Origin of the sequence: Leifsonia sp. Root1293 (genome assembly GCF_001425325.1) — a bacterium.
GTDB lineage: Bacteria > Actinomycetota > Actinomycetes > Actinomycetales > Microbacteriaceae > Orlajensenia.
Genome location: NZ_LMEH01000002.1, coordinates 405212 through 430646 on the forward strand (window position 1 = coordinate 405212; position 25435 = coordinate 430646).

The following is a 25435-nucleotide window of genomic DNA, read 5'->3' on the forward strand; positions in this document are numbered from 1 at the left end:
TAATGTCATGACCATGTCGAGCACGCCCGTCGAGTCCCAGGCCGACCTCGCGACCGAGTCCATCGCGCTGGTGCGCCGCTGGCTCGCTCAGAGCGCGGAGATCCCAGCCGATCCGTCCGGAGAACGTCTGGCCGGCGTGCTCAAAGATCCCAACGGGCTGGACTTCACGGTCGGCTTCGTCGACGGCGTCATGCGCCCGGAAGACCTCATGGTCGCCGGCCACAACCTCGCGAAGGTCGCCCCGAAGGCGCCGGCCTTCCTGCCGTCGTACATGCGCGGCGCGATCGGCCTGGGCGGCGCGCTCGGACCTGTCGTGCCGTGGGTGGTCATCCCCGCAGCGCGACGCGTGCTGCGCCAGATGGTCGGACACCTCGTCATCGACGCGACGCCGGACAAGCTGGGGCCTGCGATCGAGCACCTCCGCTCCACCGGCAACAGGTTGAACCTCAACCTGCTCGGCGAGGCCGTTCTCGGCGACCGCGAGGCCGACCGACGCCTGGCGGGAACGCGGGAACTCCTCGCCCGCGACGACGTCGACTACGTGTCGATCAAGGTGTCGAGCGTGGTGAGCCAGCTCTCCATGTGGTCGTTCGACGAGGCCGTCGAGCGCGTGGTCGAGCGCCTCACGCCCCTGTACGAGCTGGCGGCCTCAGCGAAGACCACCAAGTTCATCAACCTCGACATGGAGGAGTACCGCGACCTCGATCTCACCATCGCGGTGTTCGAGCGCATCCTCGACCAGCCGCAGTTGCGCCAGCTCGAGGCCGGCATCGTGCTGCAGGCCTACCTGCCCGACGCCCTGGGTGCCCTGCAGGGGCTGACGAGCTGGGCCCAGCGCCGCCGGGCCGAGGGTGGAGCCCCCATCAAGGTGCGCATCGTGAAGGGCGCGAACCTCGCCATGGAGCACGTCGATGCGGCCATCCACGACTGGCCGCTCGCCACCTACGACACCAAGCAGCACAGCGACACCAACTACAAGCGCGTGCTCAACTGGGCCTTCACTCCCGAGAACACCGACGCCGTCAAGATCGGCGTCGCAGGTCACAACCTCTTCGACGTCGCCTACGCCCACCTGCTCGCCCAGCGACGCGGTGTCAGTTCGGCCGTGGACTTCGAGATGCTCCTGGGCATGGCCACGAACCAGGCCGAGGCGGTGCGCCGCGATGTCGGGCAACTGCTGCTCTACACGCCCGTGGTGAACCCGGCCGAGTTCGACGTGGCCATCGCGTACCTCATCCGTCGCCTCGAGGAGAACGCGAGCACCGAGAACTTCATGTCGGCGGTGTTCGAGCTCACCACCTCCGACGCCCTGCTCCAGCGTGAGACCGACCGCTTCCTCGCGTCGCTGGCCGACCTCGACGACACCGTCCCCGGCCCGAACCGCACGCAGGACAGGTCGCAGGCTCCGGTGCTTCCGCCACTGCCCGCCGAGCCTGTCGTGACCTCGGCAGCCGAGCAGACCGATCCGACCCTCACCGGCGCCCTTCTCGGAATCACCCGGGGATCGCGCGGCGGCGGCCCGGCCGCGCACCCGGGTGCGTCGGGAAGCTTCTCGAACGAACCGGACACCGACCCCGCGCTTCCCGCCAACCGGGCGTGGGGACGCCGCATCCTCGGCCGCGTGGCCGCGTCGACCCTCGGATCCGAGACGATCGCGGCATCGCAGGTGAGCGATGCCGACACTCTCGACGCCCTCATCGACTCGGTCTCCGCCGCGGGCCGGGCGTGGGGTCAGCGCACAGGGGCGGAGCGCGCCGCGATCCTGCACCGCGCCGGGGTCGCGCTCGCCGCCAACCGGGATCGCCTCATCGAGGTCGCCGCATCCGAGACCGGCAAGACCATCGCGGAGGCCGACCCCGAGATCAGCGAGGCCATCGACTTCGCGCACTACTACGCCGAGCGTGCCATCGAGCTCGACAGGGTGCAGGGCGCGCTCTTCGTGCCAGCGCAGCTCACCGTGGTGACGCCGCCGTGGAACTTCCCGGTCGCCATCCCTGCCGGCGGTGTGCTCGCCGCCCTCGCTGCGGGCTCCGGCGTGATCATCAAGCCGGCGAAGCAGGCGCAGCGCACCGGAGCCGTCATGGTGGAGGCGTTGTGGGAGGCCGGCGTTCCGCGCGACGTTCTCGCGCTCGTCGACCTCGCCGAACAGGACTTCGGGCAGCAGCTGATTGCGCATCCGTCGGTCGACAGGGTCATCCTCACCGGCGCCTACGAGACGGCCAAGCTGTTCAGGTCGTTCCGCCCCGATCTGCCCCTGCTGGCCGAGACGAGCGGCAAGAACGCCGTGATCGTCACGCCGTCGGCCGACCTCGACCTCGCCGCATCCGATGTGATCAAGAGCGCATTCGGGCATGCCGGCCAGAAGTGCTCGGCGGCCTCGCTCGTCATCCTCGTCGGCTCCGTGGCCAGGTCCGAGCGCTTCCGCAACCAGCTCGTCGACGCCGCGACGTCGATGCGGGTCGGCTACCCCGACGATCCATCGACCCAGATGGGTCCGATCATCGAACCGGCGAGCGGCAAGCTGCTCAACGCCCTCACCGAGCTGGGCATCGGCGAGGAGTGGTTGGTCGAGCCGAAGCAGCTCGACGAGACCGGCCGGCTGTGGTCTCCCGGCATCCGCACGGGCGTCGCTCCCGGCTCCTACTTCCACCTCACCGAGTTCTTCGGACCGGTGCTCGGCGTCATGCACGCGCGCAACCTCGAGGAGGCCATCCGCTTCCAGAACGCCGTCGACTACGGCCTCACGGCAGGGCTGCACTCGCTCGACAGCGATGAGCTCGCCCTCTGGATCGACACCGTCGAGGCCGGAAACCTCTACATCAACCGCGGGACCACCGGCGCGATCGTGCAGCGCCAGCCCTTCGGCGGCTGGAAGCGCTCGTCGGTCGGAGCCGGGACCAAGGCCGGTGGGCCCAACTACCTGTTCGGACTCGGCACCTGGAAGACGGATGCCGGCAACAGGTCGAAGACGCTGCACCTGCGCGGCCTCGAGGACCGCGTGACCGACATCATCGAGGCGTCGCAGGCATCGCTCGGCTACGAAGAGTTCGACCAGCTGCGTCGGGCAGCGCTCTCCGACGCCATCGCCTGGCGCGAGGAGTACGGCGTCACGCGCGACGTGTCGCAGCTCGTGCTGGAGCGCAATGTCTTCCGCTACCTTCCGGTGCCGGTCGCAGTGCGGGCGGCGGAGGACGCCTCGCTCGTCGACGCGCTGCGGGTCGTCATCGCGGCGACGCTGTCGAAGTCGGAGTACACGGTGTCGCTCCCGACGGCGCTGCCACCGGCGGTGCAGGGGCTCCTCGACCTCCGCGACGTGCCTGTGACCGTGGAGACGGATGCCGCCTGGCTCGCCGGACTCGCGTCGTCGGCCGTGCTCGACGACGACGGACCGAAGCGCGTGCGAGTCGTCGCCGCCGGCTCTCGGGATGCGCTCGCGACAGCCGTCGCCGGTGCGCTCGACGGCACCCCTGACGTCGCGGTGTACGCGCACGAGGTGACCCAGTCGGGGCGGGTGGAGCTGCTTCCGTTCCTGCACGAGCAGGCCATCTCGATCACGGCCCACCGGTTCGGAAACCCGAGCACGCTGTCGGACGGTGTGATCTAGGAGCTGTACCCGCTCGCTGAGGGCCGAGCGAAGCGATCGCCCGAAGCGCTCCGCAGTGAGCGGTTCGTCGTTGGTGCGCTTCGGCCGCGGACTCCGTCCGGGCCTCGGCGAGCGGTGGGTGGGCGCTAGTTCCGCCCGCGGTTCTGTCGCCGCACGGTCCGTGGTGCACGACCTCCGATGAACGACTGGGCGGCGTCGACCGCGAAGCCCTGTTCGAGCGCCTCACGCCCGATCAGCATCCGGAAACCCATCGAGTCCCGATTGGTAAGGGTGACTTCGGCCGTCAGTGCCTTGCCGAGCAGCACGATGTCGAGCAGCACCACGATGCGCTCCTCGCTGTGGCCTGACGAACTGCGCACCGAGCGACGGTCGAGCACCGGACATTCGACAGTGACGGCGTCTTCATCACTGCCCTGCCATGGTTGAACGCCGAACCGCACGTACGACTCTCCGTCGCGCTCGAACTCCTCCATGTCGAAGGCGTGGAGCGAGCTGGTGCGGGCGCCGGTGTCGAGCTTGGCCTTGATCCACGGAACTCCGATCGCCGGAAGGGCAACCCATTCGCGCCAGCCGGCGATGGTGCTTGAATGGACAGGTTCGCTCACCCGTCCATCTTGTCAGGGGCACCCGTTGAAACTCGCGATCCTCTCGCGCGCCCCGCAGGCGTATTCCACCCAGAGACTCCGCGCAGCAGCGTTGCAGCGCGGTCATCAGGTGAAAGTGCTGAACACCCTGCGCTTCGCCATCGACCTCTCCGGTGCCGAACCCGACCTGCAGTACCGCGGTCGCGCCCTCTCCGACTACGACGCGATCCTGCCGCGCATCGGCAGCTCGATCACCTACTTCGGAACCGCCGTGGTGCGCCAGTTCGAGCAGATGGACGTCTACACGCCCAACACGGCCAACGGCATCACGAACGCGCGCGACAAGCTGCGGGCGAGCCAGATCCTGTCCCGGCACAACATCGGCATGCCGGCGACGGCCTTCGTGCGCAACCGCGCCGACGTGCGCCCGGCGATCGAGCAGGTGGGTGGCGCGCCAGTGGTCATCAAGCTTCTCGAGGGAACGCAGGGCATCGGCGTGATCCTCGCGCCCCAGGTGAAGGTGGCCGAGGCGATCATCGAGACTCTGCACTCGACGAACCAGAACGTGCTCATCCAGCGCTTCGTGGCCGAGAGCCGCGGCAAGGACGTGCGTGCCCTCGTGGTGGGCGACCGTGTCGTGGCCGCCATGCGGCGCACGGCGAACGGCGACGAGTTCCGGTCGAACGTGCACCGCGGCGGCAGCGTCGAGGCCATCGAGCTCACGCCGGAGTACGAGCAGGTCGCCGTGCGCTCCGCCCAGATCATGGGCCTCAAGGTCGCCGGTGTCGACATGCTCGAGGGCAACGACGGGCCCCTGGTCATGGAGGTCAACTCCTCGCCCGGCCTGCAGGGCATCGAGACGGCCACCAACCTCGACGTCGCGGGCGCCATCATCGACTACATGGCCAACCAGGTCGCCTTCCCCGAGATCGATGTGCGCCAGCGCCTCACCGTGTCGCGCGGCTACGGCGTGGCCGAGCTGCTCGTGCACGCCGGCGCCGACCTGGTCGGTACGACGATCGCCGAGTCGGGCCTGACGGAGCGCGACATCACCGTGCTCACGCTGCACCGGGGCACGTCCGTCGTGCCCAATCCGCGGGGGCACGTCGAGCTCGAAGCCGGCGACAGGCTGCTGTGCTTCGGCAAGCTCGAGGAGATGCGGTCGATGATCCCCGAGCGACGCAAGCGCCGTGCCAGGGTGCGGAAGCTGCCCAAGGAGCCGCTGCCGACGCCCCCGGCCGAGTAGACCGCTTTTCGAACCGTTGGTCGAGTAGGCCGTGAGCGGAGCGAGCTGCCGTATCGAGACCACTCCGACGGCCCCCCGCTGGTCGAGTAGGCCTTGAGCGGAGCGAGCAGCCGTATCGAGACCACTCCGATGGCCTCCCGCTGGTCGAGTAGGCCGTGAGCGGAGCGAGCTGCCGTATCGAGACCACTCCGTGGCCTCCCGCTGGTCGAGTAGGCCGTGAGCGGAGCGAGCAGCCGTATCGAGACCACTCCGACGGCGCTGTTGTTCGGGGCGGCCCGTGGATCTCGATACGCGTCCGACTGCGTCGGGCGCTACTCGATCAGCGGGGGTGTCCGACTGCGTCGGGCGCTCCTCGATCCGCGCGGCGAGCGGGAGGATCAGCGTGAGCGCAGCGCCGCCTCGACCAGCGCCAGCGCCTCGTCCGCGTCGATGCCCAGCTCGCCGACGCGCGCTGCATACGCCGCCGCTGCAGTCTGCGCGTGCTGATGCGTGACGTCGCCGGATGCCGACACCAGCGTTCCCGCTCGTCCCCGCGTCTCGATGACGGCGTCGGACTCCAGCGCCCGGTACGCCTTCGCGACAGTGTTGACCGCCAGCCCCAGTCGCTCGGCGAGCGCTCGGACCGTCGGCATCCGCTCACCGGCGACGAGGTCACCGGAGCGGACGGCGGCGATGACCTGCGTGCGGATCTGCTCGAACGGGGGCACCGGCGACGCGGCGTCGATCGCGATGGCGATCACGCGAGTCAGTCCTCGTGGGCGCGCTGCACCAGCCGGGTGAGCACGATGGCGCTGCGGGTGTGGTCGACGTTGGCCGCCAGGCGCACCTTCTCGAGCGCGGCCTCCAGGCTCGCGATGTCGCGGGAACGCATCTGCACGATGGCATCGGCGCTGCCGGTCACGGTGCCCGCGTAGACGACCTCGGGCACGGCCGAGAGGATGCGCTGCAGTTCATCGGGCGACACCGTGCCGCGGCAGAACACCTCGACCCACGCCTCGGTGGTGGTGCCGTCGACGGCGGGGTCGACATGGATCGTGAAGCCGCGGATCACTCCGTCGGCGACGAGACGGTCGACGCGACGCTTGACGGCGGATGCCGACAGCCCGACCACGGACCCGATGTCGCCGTAGCCCGCTCGGGCGTTCTGGCGCAGCTCGTCGAGGATTCGGCGGTCGATGTTGTCCATCCGAGAAGTGTAAGCGCGATCCTTGCGTGGTGTCGCGTGCGTACGCATGCATGCTGCGCTCGACAGCGAGAACTTCGAGATAGCTGCGTGTGACACTGGAGGTGGCGTCTGGTGCCCACCCCGGTGGATGCCGGCTCGACTCGAGCGACCTGGTCCGCCACTCCTGCGATTGAGATTTCGAGCCAGAGGAGAGGGCCATGACCGACATCGTCGAGGACACGACCACCCAGCCGGGCGGCATCCGCCCCACACGCACTCCCACCACGCGGTCGGTGCTGATGTGCAGCCCCGAATTCTTCACCGTGGTGTACCGCATCAATCCGTGGATGGACCCGGCGCTGCCCACCGACACGAACCTCGCCGTCGACCAGTGGTCCGTGCTGCATCAGACCTACCTCGACCTGGGGTTCGACGTGCACCTCATCGACCCCATCCCCGGCCTGCCCGACATGGTCTACGCGGCCAACGGAGGCATGGTCATCGACGGCATCGCGTACGGCGCGAGCTTCACTCACCCCGAACGCCAGCCAGAGGGTCCGGCGTACATGGACTGGTTCCGGGCCCACGGCCTGGACGTGCGGGTGCCAGAGCAGATCAACGAGGGCGAGGGTGACTTCCTGCTTGTCGGCGACACGATCCTCGCCGGAACCGGATTCCGCAGCGACTCGCTCAGCCACGGCGAACTCGCCGCCATCTACGGTCGCGAGGTCGTGACCCTGCGACTCGTCAATCCGAGTTTCTACCACCTGGACACGGCCCTCGCCGTGCTCGACTCCACGCCCGGCCAGGAGCACATCGCCTACCTGCCGAGCGCTTTCGACGAGCCCAGTCTGGCCATCCTGCGATCGCGGTACCCGGATGCCGTGATCGTGACCGAGATCGACGCCGCCGTGCTGGGCCTCAACTCGTTCAGCGACGGCTACAACGTCGTGATCGCCTCCCGCGCCGCCGACTTCGAGCGTCAACTGCGGGCGCACGGCTACAACCCCATCGGCGTCGACCTCTCCGAGCTGCTGCTCGGGGGAGGCGGCGTCAAGTGCTGCACCCTGGAGCTTCGACGATGACCACCACCGACAACTCAGCCACGATCCCTTCCCCCGATGACGCAGTCGAGGGCTCCTTCCCCAATAACGCAGTCGAGGGCTCTTCGCGCGATGTCTCGGGGTTCGGCGGGCATCCTTGGGCGGAGACATCGGGCGAAGAGCCCTCGACGACTCCACTGAGCGAAAAAACCAGCACCCTCATCGCCGAGGAGGAAGCGCACGCCGCCCACAACTACCACCCCCTCCCCGTCGTGGTGGCGTCGGGTGATGGAGCCTGGGTCACGGATGTCGACGGCAAGCGCTACCTCGACTGCCTCGCCGCGTACTCCGCCGTGAACTTCGGCCACTCCAACCCCGCGCTGCTCGATGCGGCGCGCGCCCAGCTCGGCCGCATCACCCTGACCAGCCGCGCCTTCCACAACGACCAGCTCGGGCCCTTCGTCACCGAACTCGCAGCCCTCGCCGGCAAGGACATGGTGCTGCCGATGAACACCGGCGCCGAGGCCGTCGAATCGGGCATCAAGGTCGCGCGAGCATGGGGCTACAGGGTGAAGGGCGTCGCCCCCGAGCAGGCGAACATCATCGTCATGGCCGGCAACTTCCATGGTCGCACCACCACGATCATCTCCTTCAGCGACGACGCCGATGCCAGCGACGACTTCGGTCCGTTCACCCCGGGGTTCCGCACCGTTCCCTACGGCGACGTCGCCGCCATCGAGGCCGCGATCGACGAGAACACCGTGGCCGTGCTGATCGAGCCGATCCAGGGCGAGGCCGGCATCGTGGTGCCGCCCGCGACCTTCCTGCCCGCCGTGCGCGAGCTCACCACGCGGCGCGACGTGCTGTTCATCGCCGACGAGATCCAGTCGGGCCTCGGTCGCACCGGCGCCACCTTCGCCTGCGACCTCGTGGGCGTGGTGCCCGATCTCTACCTGCTGGGCAAGGCGCTCGGCGGCGGCATCGTTCCGGTCTCCGCCGTCGTCGGCAACGTCGATGTGCTGGGCGTACTCGCTCCCGGACAGCACGGCTCGACGTTCGGTGGCAACCCACTGGCGGCATCCGTCGGCGTCGCAGTGGTGCGGATGCTCGCGACGGGCGAGATGCAGCAGCGTGCACGCGATCTCGGCGGTCACCTGCATTCCGCGCTGTCGCAGCTGGTCGGTTCCGGAGTCGTCGCCGTGCGCGGTGCCGGGCTCTGGGCCGGAATCGACATCGACCCGTCTCTGGCATCTGGCCGCGCGGTCTGCGAGGCCCTCATGGAGCGCGGCGTGCTCGCGAAGGACACGCACGGCTCCACCATCCGTCTCGCACCTCCGCTGGTGGTCTCGCGGGAGGATCTCGACTGGGCGGTCGAGCAGCTGGCCGCCGTGCTCGAGGACTTCGCTCGCCCAGACAGCTGAGGCGGTCGCGCGCGCTCAGTGCCAGACTGGAGCGATGAGCAGCAACGTTGACACGTCGGCCATCGACGAGGAACCGGTCGACCCGAAGCGCGATCACGGCTTCTTCGGCCAGCCGCGATCGCTCGCCACCATCTTCGGTGTCGAGATGTGGGAGCGCTTCAGCTTCTACGGCATGCAGGGCATCCTGCTCATCTACCTGTACTACTCCGCCGCGGAAGGCGGCCTGGGATTGCCGCAGGCGACGGCCGCCGGAATCGTGGGAGCGTACGGCGGCGCCGTCTACCTGTCGACCATCCTCGGCGCGTGGATCGCCGACAGGCTGCTCGGCTCGGAGCGAGTGCTGTTCGTCAGTGCCATCGTCATCATGCTCGGGCACATCGGCTTGGCCCTGCTGCCCGGCTTCTCCGGTGTGATCGTCGGCCTCATCCTCGTCGCCGTCGGATCGGGTGGGCTCAAGGCCAACGCCACCAGCGTCGTCGGAACGCTCTACAAGCCCGAGGATCCGCGCCGTGATGCCGGCTTCTCGCTGTTCTACCTCGGCATCAACCTGGGTGCGTTCTTCGGCCCCATCCTCACCGGACTGTTGCAGTCGACGCTGGGCTTCCACTGGGGCTTCGGTCTGGCCGCCGTCGGCATGGCGATCGGCCTCACGCAGTACTCCTTCGGCCGTAAGAACCTCCCGGCCGCAGCACACCGCATCGCGAACCCACTGCCGGCCCGGCGTCGTCCGCTCTTCATCGGCGTGGGAGTGGCCGCGATCGTCGTGATCCTGGTGTGCGTGTTCACCGGACTCATCACGGCGACCAACCTGGTGACGATCGTGATCGCCCTCACCGTCATCGCGGCCATCGCCTACTTCGTGGTCATCCTGTCGAGCAGCAGGATCGACGCGACCGAGAGGTCGCGGGTGTTCGCCTTCATCCCGCTCTTCATCGCCAGCGTGGCGTTCTGGTCGCTCTACCAGCAGCAGTTCACAGTGCTCACCATCTACTCAGACGAGAAGCTGAACCGCAGCATCTTCGGGTGGGAGATGCCGGTGTCGTGGGTGCAGTCGATCAACCCGATCTTCATCATCATCCTCTCGGGAGTGTTCGCGGCCATCTGGACCAAGCTCGGCACCCGCCAGCCATCGACGCCCGTCAAGTTCGCCCTCGGCACGATGATCATGGGCGCGGCGTTCCTGCTGTTCCTGCCGTTCGCCGGTGGCGGAGCCAACTCCACGCCGCTGCTGGCGATCGTGATCATCCTCCTGGTGTTCACCGTCGCCGAGCTCTTCATCTCGCCGGTCGGGCTGTCGGTGGCCACCAAGCTGGCTCCGCGAGCGTTCACGACCCAGATGGTCGCCCTGTTCTTCCTGTCGGTCGCTCTGGGATCGGCCATCTCCGGCCAGCTCGCAGCGCTCTACGACGTCAAGAACGAGGTTCCGTACTTCGGCGTGCTGGGCGGCATCGCGATCGTTCTCGGCGCCATCCTGCTGGCGTTCGCCAAGCCCGTCCTGAAGCTGATGCGCGGCATCCGCTAGGACGCCGGGCGGGCGACGAGCTGCCAGAGGTGCTCGATGGTCGCGGCCATGTCGATCGACGGGTCGAGCATCCACTGCGTCTGGAGGCCGTCGGTGACCGCCAGCACGATGGACGCGAGCCTGTCGGCGTCGACATCTGAAGGCACGCGGCCGGCGTCCTGCTCGGTCCTGATCGCTGCGCTGTAGCTCTCCCTGAAGCTCTTGTAGCGCTCGACGAAGAAGTCGTGGGCCGGATGCTCCGGATCGCCGGCCTCCGTCGAGACCTGGGCGTACAGCTGCACCAGTCCGGGCACCTCGGCGTTGTGCCTGACGACGTTGATCAGTCCGTCGATCGGAGCTGTCGCCTCGAGGTCGAACGCGTCGCGGTCCACCTCGTCGCGCTTGCGCAGGATCTCCTGGAAGAGCTCCTCCTTCGACGAGAAGTAGTGCAGCAGTCCGGCCTGGCTGAGACCCACCTCGTCGGCGAGTTCGCGCACCGAGGTGCGGCGGTAGCCGTTGCGGGCGATCACCGCGAGGGCGCTCGTCAGGATCTCCTCGCGCTTGGCCACGCCTTTCGCGTACTGCCCCCGTGCTGTCATGCCTCGATCGTAGGGCGGAGTGCTTGAGATCGAAAACCGAGCGATGTATGGTTTTAGCGCCGGCTCGCCGCTGGCGCACCTCGACCACCGAGACGACAGTGACGTCATCCTTCTGCCGACGCCCCTGCCGCACCAGAAGGAGCAGCATGACCGACACCACCACGCAGCCATCCGTCGACGAGACCCTCGCGGCCCTCACTATCGAGGAGAAGGCCTCGCTCACCAGCGGTGCGGACTTCTGGACGACGAAGTCGGCGCCGGGTGTTCCGTCGATCATGCTGACGGATGGTCCGCACGGCGTGCGGAAGCAGCGTGCGAACGCTGACCACCTGGGCATCACGGACAGCGTTCCGGCCACCTGCTTCCCGCCAGCCGTCGCCCTCGGCTCCAGTTGGGACGTGACGCTGCTCGAGCGGGTGGGCATCGCCCTGGGCGAGGAGTCCGTCGCCGAGAACGTGGGCGTGCTGCTCGGCCCCGGCATCAACATCAAGCGCTCGCCGCTCGGCGGACGCAACTTCGAGTACCTCTCCGAAGACCCGATCGCCTCGGGCGTGCTCGGCTCCGCCCTGGTGCGCGGCCTGCAGAGCCAGGGCGTCGGCGCATCGCTCAAGCACTTCGCGGCCAACAACCAGGAGGCTGACCGCATGCGCGTGTCGGCTGACATCGACGAGCGTCCGCTGCGCGAGATCTACCTGCGTGGCTTCCAGCGCATCGTCGAGGACGAGCAGCCCTGGACCGTCATGTGCTCGTACAACCGCCTCAACGGCGTCTACACCTCGGAGGACCCGTGGTTGCTGAACACGGTGCTGCGTGATGAGTGGGGCTTCACCGGCCTCGTCGTCTCGGACTGGGGCGCTGTCAATGATCGCGTCGCCGGCGTCGCAGCCGGCCTCGATCTCGAGATGCCCTCGAGCAGCGGGCGCACCGACGCGCAGCTCGTCGAGGCGGTGCGGGCGGGTGTCCTCGCCGAGTCCGTGCTCGACACTGCGGCCCGCCGGGCCATCGACCTGGCGTTCAAGGCCGTCGCCGGCGCTCGTGATGACGCCACGTACGACGTCGATGCCCACCACGCCCTCGCCCGCGAGGCTGCAGGCGGCTCGATCGTGCTGCTCAAGAACGACGACGGCGTGCTGCCCTTGGCGACGGACGCTTCGGTCGCGGTGATCGGCGAGCTGGCCCGCTCGCCCCGCTACCAGGGTGCCGGCTCATCGCTCATCAACCCGACCAGGCTCGACAATGCGCTCGACGAGATCCGCCGCCTCGCGGCATCCGACGCCGTCTCCTTCGCCGCCGGCTACGCGGCCGACGGAACCGAGGATGCGGAGCTGGTGGCCGAGGCGCAGGCGGCTGCTGCGGCAGCATCCGTCGCCATCGTGTTCCTCGGAGTTCCCGCCGAGCAGGAGTCGGAGGGCTTCGACCGCGACCACATCGAGCTGCCGGCCGAGCAGCTCTCGTTGCTGGATGCCGTCATCGACGCCAACCCGAACACCGTCGTCGTGCTCTCCAACGGCGGCGTCGTGCGCCTCTCCGGCTTCGCCGACCGCGTTCCGGCCATCGTCGAGGGCTGGCTCCTGGGCCAGGCCGGCGGCGGTGCTGTGGCCGACGTGCTCTACGGAGTCGTCAATCCGTCGGGTCGCCTGCAGGAGAGCATCCCGCAGCGACTGCAGGACACGGCGGCCTACCTGGACTTCCCCGGCGAGCACGGCCACGTGCGCTACGGGGAGGGCCTGTTCGTCGGCTACCGCTGGTTCGACGCCCGCGACATCGAGGTGTCCTTCCCGTTCGGCCACGGCCTCTCGTACACCACCTTCGACTACTCCGATGTCTCGGTGACGACGGATGCCGCCGGCCTCGCGGTGCGCGTGACCGTCACCAACACCGGCAGCCGCGCCGGTGCCGAGGTGGTGCAGGTCTACACGTCGCTGCCCGGCTCGGCCGTCGTGCGTGCTCCGCGCGAGCTCAAGGGCTTCACGAAGGTGGCGCTGGCCGCCGGGGAGAGCCGGATCGTCGAGGTCGCCGTGCGCCGGGAGGACCTCGCCTACTTCGACACCCGCGTCGACTCCTGGATGGTCGAGGGCGGCACGTACACGGTGGAGGTCGCAGCGTCGAGTCGCGACATCCGCGCCTCGGCCGCGGTGGAGGTGACTGGCGACGAGGTGCGGGTGACGCTCGACATGAACTCCTCGATCGGCGAACTGATGGCGCACCCTGTCGCCTCGCAGTTCATTCTGCAGGCGATGGCCTCACAGGGCGACGGCTTCACTTCGGCCCTCATGGACGACCCCGGGATGTTCAAGATGATGGAGTCGTTCCCGATCGGACGCCTCGCCGGATTCCCGGGAATGGGCATCGACCGGTCGCACATCGAGCAGTTGCTGGCCGCGGCCAACGCGGCCTGACCGCTACTCAACCAGCGACAAACGGAGTAGACAAGTCCCCATGACCTCCGCCACCGACCTCGAGTACTACAGCGCGCAGAGTGCATTCACCGATCCCGGGTGGGCGGATGCGGCCCTCGCCGAAGCGCCGACGTCGATCGCGGGCATCCGTGCCCTCGTCTCCAGGCTGGTGTTCCACTATCGGGCATCCGGCGACCCGACACAGCTCGGGTTCGCTCCCGATCGCCTGCACGAGATCGATCTGCGCTACGCCGACGCCATGCTCGCCAGGCTCGCGGAACTCGACCCCGAGCTGGTGAAACCGGAGCGCGCCGCAACGGATCGCATCCTCGGCTGCTGCCGCGACTACACGGTGCTGTTCGTGGCGCTCGCCCGCAGGCTCGGCATCCCGGCCCGCGCCAGGGTCGGCTTCTCGGGCTACTTCGTGGAGGGCTGGTACCTCGACCACGTCGTCGCCGAGGTGTGGGTCGCCGACGAGCAGCGCTGGCGTCTCGTCGACGCGCAGTTCGGCGATGGCGACATCGCCGTGCCGTTCTCGTTCGATGACGTGCCGCGCGATCGGTTCCTCACCGGCGCTGCCGCCTGGATCGCCTGCCGCTCGGGCGAGCTCGATCCGGAGCGGTTCGTGGTGGCGCCGGACCTCATGGTGCCCGACCTGCGCTCGTGGCCGTACCTTCTGCACAACCTCGTCTTCGACCTCGCCGCGCTCAACAAGCAGGAGATGATCCTCTGGGAGATCTGGGGCGTGCTGGAGTCCCTCGAGGCCGCTGATGCCGCCCTGGCAGCGGAGCTCGACGGGCTCGCAGCTCGGCTGGCCGATCCGGCGGTGTCGGTGGCGGAGCTCGCCGCCCTGTACGACGACGACAGGTTCAGGGTTCCGGCCGAGGTCGTCAACTTCTCGCCGCTCGACGGGAGCAAGCGGCGGGTGCGCCTGCGCTCTGGCGCCTCCGCTCCCGCTTCCGCTTCCGCTTCCGCTTCCGCTCCCGCTGATTGAGTAGTGCCCGACGAAGTCGGACACGTATCGAAATCATCGTGAGCGGTGCCGGTCACGTTGGTCTCGATACGCCTGCTCGCTGCGCTCGCGGGCTACTCGACCAGCGGGGGCTGGCGGGCGGCCGGTTCTCCGTTGATTGAGTAGTGCCCGACGAAGTCGGACACGTATCGAAATCAGGGTGGGGACGTTGGTCTCGATACGCCTGCTCGCTGCGCTCGCGGGCTACTCGACCAGCGGAGGGGGGGGCTACTCGACCAGCGGGAGATCGCGGCCTATTCGACCAGCGGAGGAAGCGAAGCCGACTACTTCCTGACCGGAGCCTTGCGCGGCGCACTGGCACGCGGCGTGCGCACGACGGAGGGCTTCGCGGAGGCCGCAGCCTCGGCGGCATCCGTCACTCCACGCGCGATCGGCGTGAGACGCGCGAGCTGCGTGACGTGCTGCGGCCCGAGCTCGTCGAGTGAAGACACCTCGAGCAGCTTCATGGTGCGCACGATCTCGGTGCGGAGGATGTCGATGGTCTTGTCGACTCCCCGGCGTCCACCGGCCATGAGGCCGTAGAGGTACGCGCGTCCGATCAGCGTGAAGCGAGCGCCGAGGGCGATCGAGGCGACGATGTCGGCTCCGGACATGATGCCGGTGTCGAGGTGCACCTCGAGGTCGCCTCCCACCTCGCGGGCGACATCCGGCAGCAGGTGGAAGGGGATGGGTGCCCGGTCGAGCTGGCGTCCGCCGTGGTTCGAGAGCACGATGCCGTCGACCCCGCGGTCGGCGAGCAGCTTCGCATCCGCGACCGTCTGCACGCCCTTGACCACGATCTTGCCTGCCCACATGCCCCGGATGATGTCGAGGTCGTCGAAGGAGATCGTCGGGTCCATGGCGGAGTCGAGCAGCTCGCCGACGGTGCCGCCGGTCGACGAGAGGGAAGCGAACTCCAGCTTGGGCGTGGTGAGGAAGTTGATCCACCAGGCCGGCCTCGGCAGCGCGTTGAGAACGGTACCCGGCGTGAGCTGCGGCGGGATGGAGAAGCCGTTGCGCTTGTCGCGGTGACGGGCGCCGGCGACGGGAGTGTCGACGGTGAAGAACAACGTGTCGAAGCCGGCGGCCGCGGCGCGACGGACGAGCTCGTAGGAGATCTCGCGGTCGCGCATCACGTACAGCTGGAACCAGTTGCGGCCCACGGGATTGGCCTGTCGCACGTTCTCGATGGAGGTCGTGCCGAGGGTCGAGAGGGTGAACGGGATGCCGGCTGCGCCCGCGGCTCCGGCTCCGGCCACCTCGCCCTCGGTCTGCATCATGCGCGTGAAGCCCGTCGGAGCGATGCCGAAGGGCAGGGCGCTCGGGCCGCCCAGAACCTGGCGGGTGGTGTCGACGACGGGCACGTTGCGCAGGATCGACGGGTGGAACTCGATGTCCTGGAACGCCTGCCGAGCGCGCTTCAACGAGATCTCGCCCTCGGCCGATCCCTCGGTGTAGTCGAACGGCGCTTTGGGAGTGCGTCGCTTCGCGATCGCGCGCAGGTCCGCGATGGTCAATGCCTTCTCGAGCCTGCGCTCGGTCGGGTTGAGGGTCGGCTTCTTGAACTTCATGAGCTCGGCGAGCTCGGCCGGCTTCGGGATCTGGCGCTGGACCATGGTGTTCCTCACTGTTCTGCTGCGCGCCGGGACAGGGCGATGTGCCCGGTTCCGGTGGGGGCTGCGACGACGGCGGTCGTCTCGGGGGTCGGAGGCTCCTCGCTGACGAGTGCCGTCTGCGTGTAGTAGCCGGTGATGTGCGAGTGCACCCGGGCGCGGGCTGCGAAGGCGTCGCCTGCCGCGATGGCCGTCAGGATGCCGCGGTGCTCGTCGCGGAGCCGTGCCGCCGTCGCCTCCCAGTCGTCGATGACGGTGAGTCCGGCCTGCACGTAGCCCTCGATCGAGGAACGCAGGCCGGTCATCATCGCCGTCACCACCTCGTTGCCGGATGCCGCCGCCAACGACACATGGAAGGCGGCGTCAAGCGCGAGGAACTCCTGGGGGCTGAGCGACGGGGAGTCCATCGCATCGAGGAGACGCTCCGACTCCCCGAGCTCCGGACTCGCGGCGTCGGCCACCTCGGCGGCCACGGCGGCCTCGAGCACGAGGCGGGTCTTCACGACGTCGCTGACCCGGAACCCCCGAGCGGCCACCTGCAGGCGAAGCAGCGCGCTCATCGCGCCCTGCGGCGTGGCAACGATGATGGCGCCGGCGCTCGGGCCCGATCCGGTCTGCGTGCGGATGAGGCCCATGGCCTCGAGAACCCGCACAGCCTCTCGCAGGCTGGAGCGGCCGACTCCGAGGTCGGCGGCGAGGGCGCGCTCGGGAGGCAGGTGGTCTCCGGGGGAGAGTGTGCCGTCGAGCAGCTGGGCCTCGATGTGCGCGAGTACGGATTGCCACGCTCGAAGGTCGTCGACAGGGGCGGGGATGATCGCTGCATCCGTGGAGCTCATCGCGCTACCGCCTCTCTGTGGTCTGACCACAATAGCGGTGTGGTCCGACCACACGCAACCTCTCGCCTCGGAGGCTGCGCCAGACCGGCTGCGCCAGACCGGCGGCGCCGGACCCGCGGCGCTAGACGGACGTGACCGGGCCCGCGGCCGCCTGCCGAAGCTCCCTCACCGCGACAGGCGAGGGGGAGACGCTCACGTGAACGTGCTGGCCGAACTCGAGGCGCTGCTCCGCCGCGTGCTGCATGCGCAGCGGCACACCGTCGGCCGTGAGCAGCAGGGTGCGTCGGAGGCTGCCGAGGAAGGTGCTCTCCTGCACCGTCGCGGGAACACCGTCGGAGCCGGTCAAGCTCACGCTCTCGGGACGGATGAACACCTCGACCGGTCCGTCGGCGTGGGCACGGGTGAGAGGAAGGTCGGTGCCGACGGCGTGCACCCGATCACCCATCACGGTTCCGGGGACGACGCTGCTGAGGCCCACGAATGCGGCCACCACCGGCGACGCGGGCCGCAGATAGAGCTCCTCGGGGGTGCCGACCTGCTCGATGCCGCCGGCGTCCATCACGGCGATGCGATCGGAGACGGCCAGCGCCTCCTCCTGGTCGTGCGTCACGAACACCGTCGTGATGCCGAGCCGCAGCTGGATACGGCGGATCTCGTCGCGCAGCTGCACGCGCACCTTGGCATCGAGCGCCGAGAGCGGCTCGTCGAGCAGCAGGACGCGCGGTTCGGTGACGAGGGCGCGGGCGAGCGCGACGCGTTGCTGCTGGCCACCCGAGAGCTGGTGCGGATAGCGGTCGGCGAGGTGCCCGAGTCCGACGAGGGCGAGGGAGTCGCGCCCGCGTCGGCGTGCCTCGGCGCGGGCGACGCGGCGCATCCGGAGCCCGAACATGACGTTGCCCAGCACGGTGAGGTGCGGGAACAGCGAGTACGACTGGAACACCATCCCGATGTCGCGGTGATTTGTCGGCACGCGCGAGACGTCGGTGCCGTCGATGAGCACTCGACCGCCGTTGGACTGCTCCAGCCCGGCGAGCACGCGCAGCGCCGTGGTCTTGCCGCAGCCCGAAGGCCCGAGCAGGGACACGAACTCGCCCGGCTCGATGGCCAGGTCGACGCCGTGCAGCACCCGGGTCGATCCGTAGTCCTTCACGACGGAGTCGAAGGTGACGGATGCCCCTTCCCCGCGCCCCGCGATGAGCAGGTTGTCGGCGGTGGCGATGGAGGCGGCGGATGCCGGGGTGGTGCTCATGCTGGGGTCCTCTTCCGGGACGAGTCGGATGCTGATGGCGTGGCGGGAGCCGGGCCGCTGGCCGCGACCGGTGCGCGGCGTGCCGTGCGTGCACCGCGCGCCGAGCGCGCATCCGCTCCCGGAGTGCGCCCGGCGAGACGGATGACGACGAGGAGCACGAAGGCGAAGAGCAGGGCGAGCAGGGAGACGATGATCGCGGCGTAGGTGTCCTGCTTGCTCACGACCACGACGGCGGTCTGGAGGTTCTGCCGACCGAGCAGCGATGCGATGGTGAACTCGCCGAGCACGACGGCAACCGAGATGAGCGAGGCCGCCAGCAGTCCCGGGCGGAGATTGGGCGCGAGCACCTGGGTGAGCACTGGGCCCCAGCCGGCGCCGAGCGATCGAGCGGCCTCGGCGAGGGTGCGCACGTCAGTCGCGTCGATGCTGCTCTGGATGGCCCTGTAGGCGTAGGGGAGAACGGTGATGCCGTAGGCGAAGGCGAGCGACCAGATGCCCGTGCCGAAGGTGCGGCCGATCACCAGGTAGATAGGGGCGAGACCGACGACCAGCACGATGGCCGGGATGGAGATCGGCAGCAGCACGACGAACTCGAATGCGCGCCTCAGCTGCGGGAAGCGCAGGGTGATGAGGATCATGGTTGGGGCGAGCAGGAGCAGCACGATGCCGATCGAGACGGCGGCCAGCACGAGGGAGTTGCCCAGCCCGAGCCAGATCGGAGCGTAGCGAGGGGCGTTCCCCGGGTCGAGCAGCCCGAGCCAGTGCACGAGGGAGTGTCCATCGCCATCGCGGAGGGTGAACTCGATCATCGCGATGATCGGCACGGCGAACAGCCCTCCGATGACGACGCCGATCGCAGTTCGGGTGACGCGCCCGGGGCCCAGGGTGGCGCTCATCGTTGCCACCTGGCCGCGCGACGCTGGATGAGGGAGTAGCCCCACATGACGACGCCCATTATGACCACCATGCCGAGGGCGAGGGTGCCCGCGAGGTTCTCGCGACCGAGCACGGTCTCGCTGACGAGCGCCGCGCGGATCTGCAGGGGCACGATCTGCGAACCCTGGCTGGCGAGGGCCGCCGCCGTGGCGTACGAGGAGAAGGCGTTGGCGAAGAGCAGCAGCAGGCTTGCCACGAAGGAGGGCGCGAGCACCGGGAATCCGATGTGCAGCCAGAAGCCGCGGGTCGATCCGCCTAGAGTGAGGTTCGCCTCGGCCCACTGCGGCTTCAGCGCCGCCATCGCCGGCATGAAGGTGATGACCATCAGCGGCACCTGGAAGTAGATGTAGGGCAGAACGAGGCCGGGGAGGTCGTAGATCCACGCACCGTTGGCGAAGATGTCGATGCCGAAGGTGTCCCGCAGCCACACGGTGACGAGCCCCTGCACTCCGATGGTGGCGATGAAGGCGAAGGCGAGCATCACCCCGCCGAACTGGGCGAGCACGCCGCTGGCTCCATCGACGATTCCACGGATGCGGCCGTCCTCCGCCAGCCCGAGCATGGCGTAGCAGGCGAGAGCGCCCACCACAGCGCCGATCACGGCCGTGAGTGCGGAGATGGCGATGGAGTTGAGGAAGGTGCGCACGATCACGGGGTCTGCGAGAGCGGCGAGGTTGTCGAGGGTGAATGAACCGTCTTCGGTGAAGAATCCGCTGAGCACGGCGAGAAGCGTGGGCAGGGCCAGGAACAACAGCACGTAGGCGGCGAAGGGCACGAGGCCGAGAAACGCGGGCAGTGAGACCGGCGCGGCCGAGCGCCGGGACGAACCACGCAGGTTCGACCCGGCGCTCGGCGCGATGGGGGCGTTGATCGCCATGGAGGGGCGGATGCCTACTGGACCGCGGCGGCCCACTCCGTGCCGAGGAGCTCACCGGCTGCGGTGCTCTGCTCCTCGGTCGGGACCACGGTCTCCTCGGGTGCTGCGGGGAGCGCCGAGAACAGCTTCTCGTCGATGGTGCCTGCAGCCGACATGGCCTCGGCACGCACGGGGCGCGCTCCGCCCTTCAGCCAGAGGTTCTGTGCCTCGTCGCTGTACAGGAACTCCTGCCACAGGCGCGCCGCGGCGGGGTGCGGTGCCTCCTTGTTGATCGCCTGGTTGTAGTAACCGGCGTAGCCCGTGCCCGGAAGGATCACGACCTTCCAGTCGGGGTTGTCCGCCGTGTGGGCTGCATTCAAGTAGTCCCAGTCGAAGACGACAGGGGTCTCGCCCGACGCGACCGTGGCCGTGGTCACGTCGACCTTCAACATGTTGCCGGCCTTCTGCAGCTTGCTGAAGAAGTCGATGCCCGGCTGGAAGTCGTCGAGCGTACCGTCGCTCTGCACGGTGCTCAGGCCGACCGCGGCGAAGGCGGCTCCGGCCTGGGTCGGGTCGCCGTTGATGGCGACGGCGCCCTTGTAGTCTGCGCCGAGCAGGTCGTCGAGAGCCTCGGGGGCGGCGAACTTCGAGGAGTCGTAGCCGATGGACATGTATCCGCCGTAATCGCCGACGAAGAGACCGTTCGACTCCTTCAGCGCGTCGGGGATGTCGTCCCAGGTGGCGACCTTGTACGGGGCGAAGACGTCGGTGTTGGCCAGGGCGACGGTGAGCCCGAGATCGAACACGTCCGGTGCGGTGTCGAGCCCGGCGTTGGTCTTGGCCGCCTCGATCTCCTCGGCGCTGGAGACGTCGGGCGACTGCTCGGTGATGGCGATGTCCGGGTACTTCTTCGTGAAGGCGTCGAGCACTTCGCCGTAGTTCGCCCAGTCGCGCGGGAGGGCGATGACGTTGAGTGCACCCTCGGCCTCGGCCGCGGTCTCGAGGTCGGCGAGTGTGCCGAAGTCGGTGAGGCTGGTGGCCGTGGCGGCGTCCGACGAGGAGTCGGCGTCGGCGGCTGGGGCTGAGCAGGCGCTCAGCGCGATGGCGGCACCGGCGGCGATGGCGATCGCTCCGACCGCTCGGCGGCGCAGGGGGGTGGAAAGCACAGGGGTTCCTCTCTCGATGCATCCGGGAGCGGAAAGCGCCAGTCGGCGCGCACTGTGGACGCTCCCGGATCACGAGGAGGCTATGAGCCGGCGGTGAACCGCTGCACGATCCGGCGTGAACGACATGTGGCTGGCTGATGGACGCGCCTGCTGGAGAGCCTCCCGGGTGCATCCGGCTGAGGATCACACAGGCGGCGGCGTCTCCGATGACGGATGCACCCCGGGTGCGGCCGGGCTCACGGACTCGATCACTCGCACGACGGCGCGCTCGTACTTGCGCACCACCGAGACGTCGAAGCCCTGAGGTGCGTCGACGGTCACGTCGTCGCTGCGGTCACGGTCGAGGAAGCCCGACTTCCACGTGACGTCGAGGTGGGCGGCCGACATCGACCCGATCGAGTACGCGACGTGGCCGGAACCGCCGAGCAGACCGGTCTCCAGAATGATCGTCGCACTGCTTCCGGTACGGATCGCTCGAGGCGGCGGCTCGACGAAGTCGCCCTTCTGGTCGGCGAGCTCGAGCGTGATGGAGGTCTCGTTGCGGATCTCGACGGTGCTGCGCGCCATGGCAGGCTCCTCAGTGTCGCGACGCACAGCTGGGTGGACGTGCGTCTCGGGTATCGACTCGAACAGTCTGCTCTCATGCATCCGTCGGCGACAGAGTCTCTTCGTGGACGAGTCAGCGGGGGGTGTACCGCCTGGGTGGGAAGGCGGCGGCGACCACCGAGCGCAACGACTCGAGCGAGCCGTCCACGAAGCCCTGCAGGCGCGCCTGGACGAGGATGTTGCCGATGGCCGTCGCCTCCACGGGGCCGGCGAGCACGGGCAGCCCGGCACGGTCGGCGGTGAGCTGGCAGAGCAGCTCGTTCTGCGAACCGCCGCCGACGATGTGGATCGTCTCCACAGAACGCCCTGAGAGTGCCGCAGCCGTGCGCACCGCGGTGGCGAAGGCGTCAGCGAGGCTCTCGATGATGCTCCGCACGAACTCGGCAGGCGAGCCAGGCACGACGAGATCGTGTTCCCGGCAGTATTCCGCGATCCGTGCCGGCATGTCGCCCGGGGTCAGGAATCGCGGGTCGTCTGCATCGAACACGGCGACCGGAGCCGTGACGGATGCCGCGGCCGCAAGCAGCGCAGCGAGGTCGGTGGCATGACCGTCGGCCTCCCAGCTCCGCACCGACTCGCTCAGCAGCCAGAGCCCCATGACGTTGTGCAGGAAACGGATGCGGCCGTCGACGCCGCCTTCGTTGGTGAAGTTCGCCTCGCGAGCCGCATCCGTGAGCACGGGTTCCTCGAGTTCGACACCCACGAGCCCCCAGGTGCCGCAGGAGATGTACGCACTGGTGGCAGCATCCATGGGAACAGCGACCACGGCCGATGCGGTGTCGTGGCTGCCGACGGCCACGACGTCGGCTGTGCCGCCGAGCTGCTTCGCCACCTCGGGCAGAAGGGGGCCGACGCGGGTACCGGGGTCGACGAGGGTCGGCAGCAGTGCCGGCGGCAGGTGGAGCTGCCCGAGCAGGGCGGTATTCCACTCGCCGGTCACGACGTCGAGCAGCCCCGTCGTCGATGCGTTGGTGCGCTCGGCGATGCGCTCGCCGGTGAGCCAGAAGGTGAGCAGGTCGGGGATCAGCAGCATGCCGTCGGCTCTGGTGAGGCATCCGATGCCCCGATCGGAATCGACCTCGGCCATGAGCTGGTACACGGTGTTGAACGGCAGGAACTGCAGGCCGTTGCGGCGGTACAGTTCGCGGAACGGCACGATGGCGTGAGTCTTCTCCACCCCAGCGGCCGTGCGGGTGTCGCGATAGTGGAACGGCTCGCTGAGCATCCGGCCGTCGTGCAGCAGGGCGTAGTCGACCGCCCAGGAATCGACGCCGATGCTCGCCAGTCTCGGTTCCTGCCTGAACCCGGCGGTCAGGCCGACGAGCGCGTTGCGGTACAGCTCGCCGATGTTCCAGTGCAGGCCGCCCGGGGTCGAGACGGGCACGTTCGGGAAGCGGGCCAGTTGCTGCATCCGCAGCTCATTCGGTCCGACGTCGCCGAGGATGACGCGCCCGCTCGTGGCGCCGAGGTCGATGGCCGCGACGCTGCCGGTGGTTGCCACGGTCGTCAGCGCAGGAACGCGGCGGCGACGCCGGCGTCGACCGGGATGTGCAGGCCCGTCGTGTGCGAGAGGTCGCTCGAGCAGAGCACGAACACGGCATTCGCGACGTTCTCGGGCAGCACCTCGCGCTTGAGCAGGGTGCGCTGGGCGTAGTACGCGCCGAGCTCCTCCTCCGGCACTCCGTAGACGGCGGCGCGCTTGGCACCCCAGCCGCCGGCGAAGATGCCGGAACCGCGCACGACGCCGTCGGGGTTGATGCCGTTCACCTTCACGCCGTGCTCGCCGAGCTCGGCCGCGAGCAGGCGCACCTGGTGGGCCTGGTCGGCCTTGGTCGCCGAGTAGGCGATGTTGTTCGGTCCGGCGAACACCGAGTTCTTGCTCGAGATGTAGACGATGTCTCCGCCGAGCTTCTGCTCGATGAGGGCCTTCGCGGCGGCACGCGAGACCAGGAACGAGCCCTTGGCCATGACGTTGTGCTGCAGGTCCCAGTCGGCGACGGTGGTCTCGAGCAGCGACTTCGACAGCGACAGGCCGGCGTTGTTCACCACGATGTCGAGGCCGCCGAACGCGAGCAGCGCCGCGTCGATGGACGCCTGCACCTGGGCCTCGTCGACGACGTTGGCCTGCACGCCGACGGCGACATCCGTCGACCCGATCTCGGCTGCTGCGGCCTGGGCCTTCTCAAGGTCGAGGTCGGCGATGACGACGCACGCTCCCTCGGCGGCGAGGCGGGTGGCGATGGCCTTGCCGATTCCGGATGCCGCCCCCGTGACGAGAGCGATGCGGGTGGCGAGCGGCTTGGGCTTGGGCATCCGCGCCAGCTTGGCCTCCTCGAGGGCCCAGTACTCGATGCGGAACTTCTCCTCGTCGGAGATGGGCGAGTACGTCGAGAGCGCCTCGGCGCCGCGCATGACGTTGATGGCGTTGCGGTAGAACTCGCCGGCGACGCGGGCGGTCTGCTTGTTGGCGCCGTAGCTGAACATGCCGACGCCCGGGATGAGCACGATGGCGGGGTCGGCCCCGCGCATGGCCGGCGACTCCGGCGTGGCGTACGCGGCGTAGTAGGCCGCGTAGTCGGCGCGGTAGGCCTCGTGCAGTTCGTGCAGGCGGGCGATCGAGTCCTCGATCGAGGCGTCGGCCGGCAGGTCGAGCACCAGCGGCTTCACCTTGGTGCGCAGGAAGTGGTCGGGGCAGCTGGTGCCGAGGGCCGCGAGACGCGGGTGCTCGGATGCCGCCAGGAAGTCGAGCACCTCGGGGGCGTCGGAGAAGTGGCCGACCTGCGGGCGGTCGGTCGAGACCAGCCCGCGGATGGTCGCGGCCAGTGCTGCCGCCTTCGCCGAGCGTTCAGGGGCGTCGAGCGCCTCGTAACCCGACAAAACGGTTCCGAACGGATCGGGGCGCCCGTGCTCGGCGATGTAGGCCTCGGCCGTCGCGATCATGTGCAGCGAGTTCGCCTCGGACTCTTCCGAGGTGTCGCCCCACGCCGTGATGCCGTGCCCGCCGAGGATGCATCCGATGGCCTGCGGGTTCGCGGCCTTGAGAGCGGCGATGTCGAGTCCGAGCTGGAAGCCCGGGCGGCGCCACGGCACCCACACCACGGTCTCGCCGAAGATCTTCCGGGTGAGCTCCTCGCCGTCGGCTGCCGTCGCGATGGCGATGCCGGAGTCCGGATGCAGGTGGTCGACGTGGGCGGCATCCACGAGGCCGTGCATGGCGGTGTCGATCGAGGGAGCGGCCCCGCCCTTGCCGTGCAGGGCGTAGTCGAACGCCGCCACCATCTCGTCCTCGCGGTCGACGCCGGGGTAGACGTCGACGAGGGCGCGCATGCGATCCAGCCGCAGCACGGCCAGGCCGGACTCGGTGAGGGTGCCGAGGTCTCCGCCGGAACCCTTCACCCAGAGCAGCTCGACGGGCTCGCCCGTGACGGGGTCGACATCCGTTCCCTTGGCCGAGGTGTTGCCCCCGGCGTAGTTCGTGTTCTTCGGGTCGGACCCGAGGCGGTTTGAGCGCGCGATCAGGGCGGCGGCTGTCTCGTTCGTCATGGCGAGGTCTTCTCTTTCAGTTTCCGCGAGTCGCCCATCCTGGTCGCATCCGGCCG

20 protein-coding genes are annotated in these 25435 nt (G+C 68.9%); 7 read left to right on the forward strand and 13 right to left on the reverse strand.

The window, feature by feature from the left end; all coding sequences use genetic code 11:
- Positions 1-7 precede the first annotated feature (7 nt).
- A complete protein-coding gene (locus tag ASC59_RS13765) occupies positions 8-3604 on the forward strand; it encodes a proline dehydrogenase family protein (protein ID WP_055824197.1) in 3597 nt (1198 codons plus the stop codon).
- 125 nt (positions 3605-3729) lie between these two features.
- Here ASC59_RS13765 and ASC59_RS13770 read toward each other — a convergent pair whose 3' ends face one another.
- Entirely contained in the window at positions 3730-4209 is a 480-nt protein-coding gene (locus ASC59_RS13770; protein WP_055824199.1) for an ATP-dependent zinc protease family protein, read from the reverse strand.
- Between the two features lie 25 nt (positions 4210-4234).
- Between ASC59_RS13770 and rimK the strand changes: the two genes are divergently transcribed.
- Entirely contained in the window at positions 4235-5434 is a 1200-nt protein-coding gene (gene rimK / locus ASC59_RS13775; RefSeq protein ID WP_055824201.1) for a 30S ribosomal protein S6--L-glutamate ligase, read from the forward strand.
- A gap of 377 nt (positions 5435-5811) precedes the next feature.
- Here the strand turns inward: rimK and ASC59_RS13780 are convergent, their stop codons facing one another.
- Together ASC59_RS13780 and ASC59_RS13785 are read right to left on the reverse strand one after the other, a co-directional pair.
- A complete protein-coding gene (locus tag ASC59_RS13780; RefSeq protein WP_235492740.1) occupies positions 5812-6174 on the reverse strand; it encodes a GntR family transcriptional regulator in 363 nt (120 codons plus the stop codon).
- Positions 6175-6179: 5 nt separating this feature from the next.
- On the reverse strand, positions 6180-6620 hold the full coding sequence (locus ASC59_RS13785) for an Lrp/AsnC family transcriptional regulator (protein ID WP_055824204.1): 441 nt from the start codon (positions 6618-6620) through the stop codon (positions 6180-6182).
- Positions 6621-6817: 197 nt separating this feature from the next.
- Here ASC59_RS13785 and ddaH point away from each other — a divergent pair, with 197 nt between their 5' ends.
- Genes ddaH through ASC59_RS13800 form a run of 3 tightly spaced genes read left to right on the forward strand, consistent with a single transcriptional unit; the run spans position 6818 to position 10585 of the window.
- Positions 6818-7684 (forward strand): dimethylargininase, encoded by an 867-nt coding sequence (gene ddaH, locus ASC59_RS13790; protein ID WP_055824208.1) that lies wholly within the window; start codon positions 6818-6820, stop codon positions 7682-7684.
- The gene (gene rocD, locus ASC59_RS13795) at positions 7681-9063 is read left to right on the forward strand and encodes an ornithine--oxo-acid transaminase (RefSeq protein WP_200942406.1); all 1383 of its coding nucleotides are present in this window, start codon (positions 7681-7683) and stop codon (positions 9061-9063) included. The genes ddaH and rocD overlap by 4 nt, the downstream gene beginning before the upstream one ends.
- A 34-nt stretch (positions 9064-9097) precedes the next feature.
- Positions 9098-10585, forward strand: a complete 1488-nt coding sequence (locus ASC59_RS13800) for a peptide MFS transporter (RefSeq protein ID WP_055824210.1) — start codon at positions 9098-9100, stop codon at positions 10583-10585.
- Here the strand turns inward: ASC59_RS13800 and ASC59_RS13805 are convergent.
- Positions 10582-11163, reverse strand: a complete 582-nt coding sequence (locus ASC59_RS13805) for a TetR/AcrR family transcriptional regulator (protein WP_200942407.1) — start codon at positions 11161-11163, stop codon at positions 10582-10584. The genes ASC59_RS13800 and ASC59_RS13805 overlap by 4 nt on opposite strands.
- Before the next feature lie 146 nt (positions 11164-11309).
- Between ASC59_RS13805 and ASC59_RS13810 the strand changes: the two genes are divergently transcribed.
- Positions 11310-13562 (forward strand): glycoside hydrolase family 3 C-terminal domain-containing protein, encoded by a 2253-nt coding sequence (locus ASC59_RS13810; protein ID WP_055824217.1) that lies wholly within the window; start codon positions 11310-11312, stop codon positions 13560-13562.
- A gap of 40 nt (positions 13563-13602) precedes the next feature.
- Positions 13603-14556, forward strand: coding sequence for a transglutaminase-like domain-containing protein (locus ASC59_RS13815; protein ID WP_082513692.1), 954 nt, complete (start codon positions 13603-13605; stop codon positions 14554-14556).
- 302 nt (positions 14557-14858) lie between these two features.
- Here ASC59_RS13815 and ASC59_RS13820 read toward each other — a convergent pair whose 3' ends face one another.
- The 9 genes from ASC59_RS13820 to ASC59_RS13860 all read right to left on the reverse strand — a co-directional run bounded on the left by ASC59_RS13820 (position 14859) and on the right by ASC59_RS13860 (position 25379).
- Entirely contained in the window at positions 14859-16190 is a 1332-nt protein-coding gene (locus ASC59_RS13820) for an alpha-hydroxy acid oxidase (protein ID WP_055824220.1), read from the reverse strand.
- 8 nt (positions 16191-16198) lie between these two features.
- On the reverse strand, positions 16199-17023 hold the full coding sequence (locus ASC59_RS13825) for a FadR/GntR family transcriptional regulator (protein WP_055824223.1): 825 nt from the start codon (positions 17021-17023) through the stop codon (positions 16199-16201).
- Positions 17024-17144: 121 nt separating this feature from the next.
- Positions 17145-18272 carry an ABC transporter ATP-binding protein gene (locus tag ASC59_RS13830; RefSeq protein WP_055824226.1) on the reverse strand — a complete coding sequence of 376 codons (1128 nt, stop codon included), beginning with the start codon at positions 18270-18272 and terminating at the stop codon, positions 17145-17147.
- Positions 18269-19168, reverse strand: coding sequence for an ABC transporter permease (locus ASC59_RS13835; protein WP_055824229.1), 900 nt, complete (start codon positions 19166-19168; stop codon positions 18269-18271). The genes ASC59_RS13830 and ASC59_RS13835 overlap by 4 nt, the downstream gene beginning before the upstream one ends.
- Complete coding sequence (locus ASC59_RS13840; RefSeq protein ID WP_055825570.1) at positions 19165-20085, reverse strand: ABC transporter permease; 921 nt, start codon at positions 20083-20085, stop codon at positions 19165-19167. Before ASC59_RS13840 ends, ASC59_RS13835 begins: the two co-directional genes overlap by 4 nt.
- Positions 20086-20099: 14 nt before the next feature.
- On the reverse strand, positions 20100-21230 hold the full coding sequence (locus ASC59_RS13845) for an ABC transporter substrate-binding protein (RefSeq protein ID WP_055824232.1): 1131 nt from the start codon (positions 21228-21230) through the stop codon (positions 20100-20102).
- Positions 21231-21413: 183 nt separating this feature from the next.
- Positions 21414-21797: a hypothetical protein gene (locus tag ASC59_RS13850; protein WP_055824235.1), complete on the reverse strand. Its 384-nt coding sequence runs from the start codon at positions 21795-21797 to the stop codon at positions 21414-21416.
- A gap of 112 nt (positions 21798-21909) precedes the next feature.
- Positions 21910-23337, reverse strand: coding sequence for a rhamnulokinase (locus ASC59_RS13855; RefSeq protein WP_082513693.1), 1428 nt, complete (start codon positions 23335-23337; stop codon positions 21910-21912).
- Between the two features lie 5 nt (positions 23338-23342).
- A complete protein-coding gene (locus ASC59_RS13860) occupies positions 23343-25379 on the reverse strand; it encodes a bifunctional rhamnulose-1-phosphate aldolase/short-chain dehydrogenase (protein ID WP_055824241.1) in 2037 nt (678 codons plus the stop codon).
- Positions 25380-25435: the final 56 nt, after the last annotated feature.

Coding starts and splice junctions, on each gene's coding strand:
- ASC59_RS13765 (WP_055824197.1), top strand. CDS start 8: ATGACCATGTCGAGCACGCCCGTCGAGTCCCAGGCCGACCTCGCGACC.
- ASC59_RS13785 (WP_055824204.1), bottom strand. CDS start 6,620: ATGGACAACATCGACCGCCGAATCCTCGACGAGCTGCGCCAGAACGCC.
- ddaH (WP_055824208.1), top strand. CDS start 6,818: ATGACCGACATCGTCGAGGACACGACCACCCAGCCGGGCGGCATCCGC.
- rocD (WP_200942406.1), top strand. CDS start 7,681: ATGACCACCACCGACAACTCAGCCACGATCCCTTCCCCCGATGACGCA.
- ASC59_RS13800 (WP_055824210.1), top strand. CDS start 9,098: ATGAGCAGCAACGTTGACACGTCGGCCATCGACGAGGAACCGGTCGAC.
- ASC59_RS13805 (WP_200942407.1), bottom strand. CDS start 11,163: ATGACAGCACGGGGGCAGTACGCGAAAGGCGTGGCCAAGCGCGAGGAG.
- ASC59_RS13810 (WP_055824217.1), top strand. CDS start 11,310: ATGACCGACACCACCACGCAGCCATCCGTCGACGAGACCCTCGCGGCC.
- ASC59_RS13815 (WP_082513692.1), top strand. CDS start 13,603: ATGACCTCCGCCACCGACCTCGAGTACTACAGCGCGCAGAGTGCATTC.
- ASC59_RS13820 (WP_055824220.1), bottom strand. CDS start 16,190: ATGGTCCAGCGCCAGATCCCGAAGCCGGCCGAGCTCGCCGAGCTCATG.
- ASC59_RS13825 (WP_055824223.1), bottom strand. CDS start 17,023: ATGAGCTCCACGGATGCAGCGATCATCCCCGCCCCTGTCGACGACCTT.
- ASC59_RS13830 (WP_055824226.1), bottom strand. CDS start 18,272: ATGAGCACCACCCCGGCATCCGCCGCCTCCATCGCCACCGCCGACAAC.
- ASC59_RS13835 (WP_055824229.1), bottom strand. CDS start 19,168: ATGAGCGCCACCCTGGGCCCCGGGCGCGTCACCCGAACTGCGATCGGC.
- ASC59_RS13840 (WP_055825570.1), bottom strand. CDS start 20,085: ATGGCGATCAACGCCCCCATCGCGCCGAGCGCCGGGTCGAACCTGCGT.
- ASC59_RS13850 (WP_055824235.1), bottom strand. CDS start 21,797: ATGGCGCGCAGCACCGTCGAGATCCGCAACGAGACCTCCATCACGCTC.
- ASC59_RS13860 (WP_055824241.1), bottom strand. CDS start 25,379: ATGACGAACGAGACAGCCGCCGCCCTGATCGCGCGCTCAAACCGCCTC.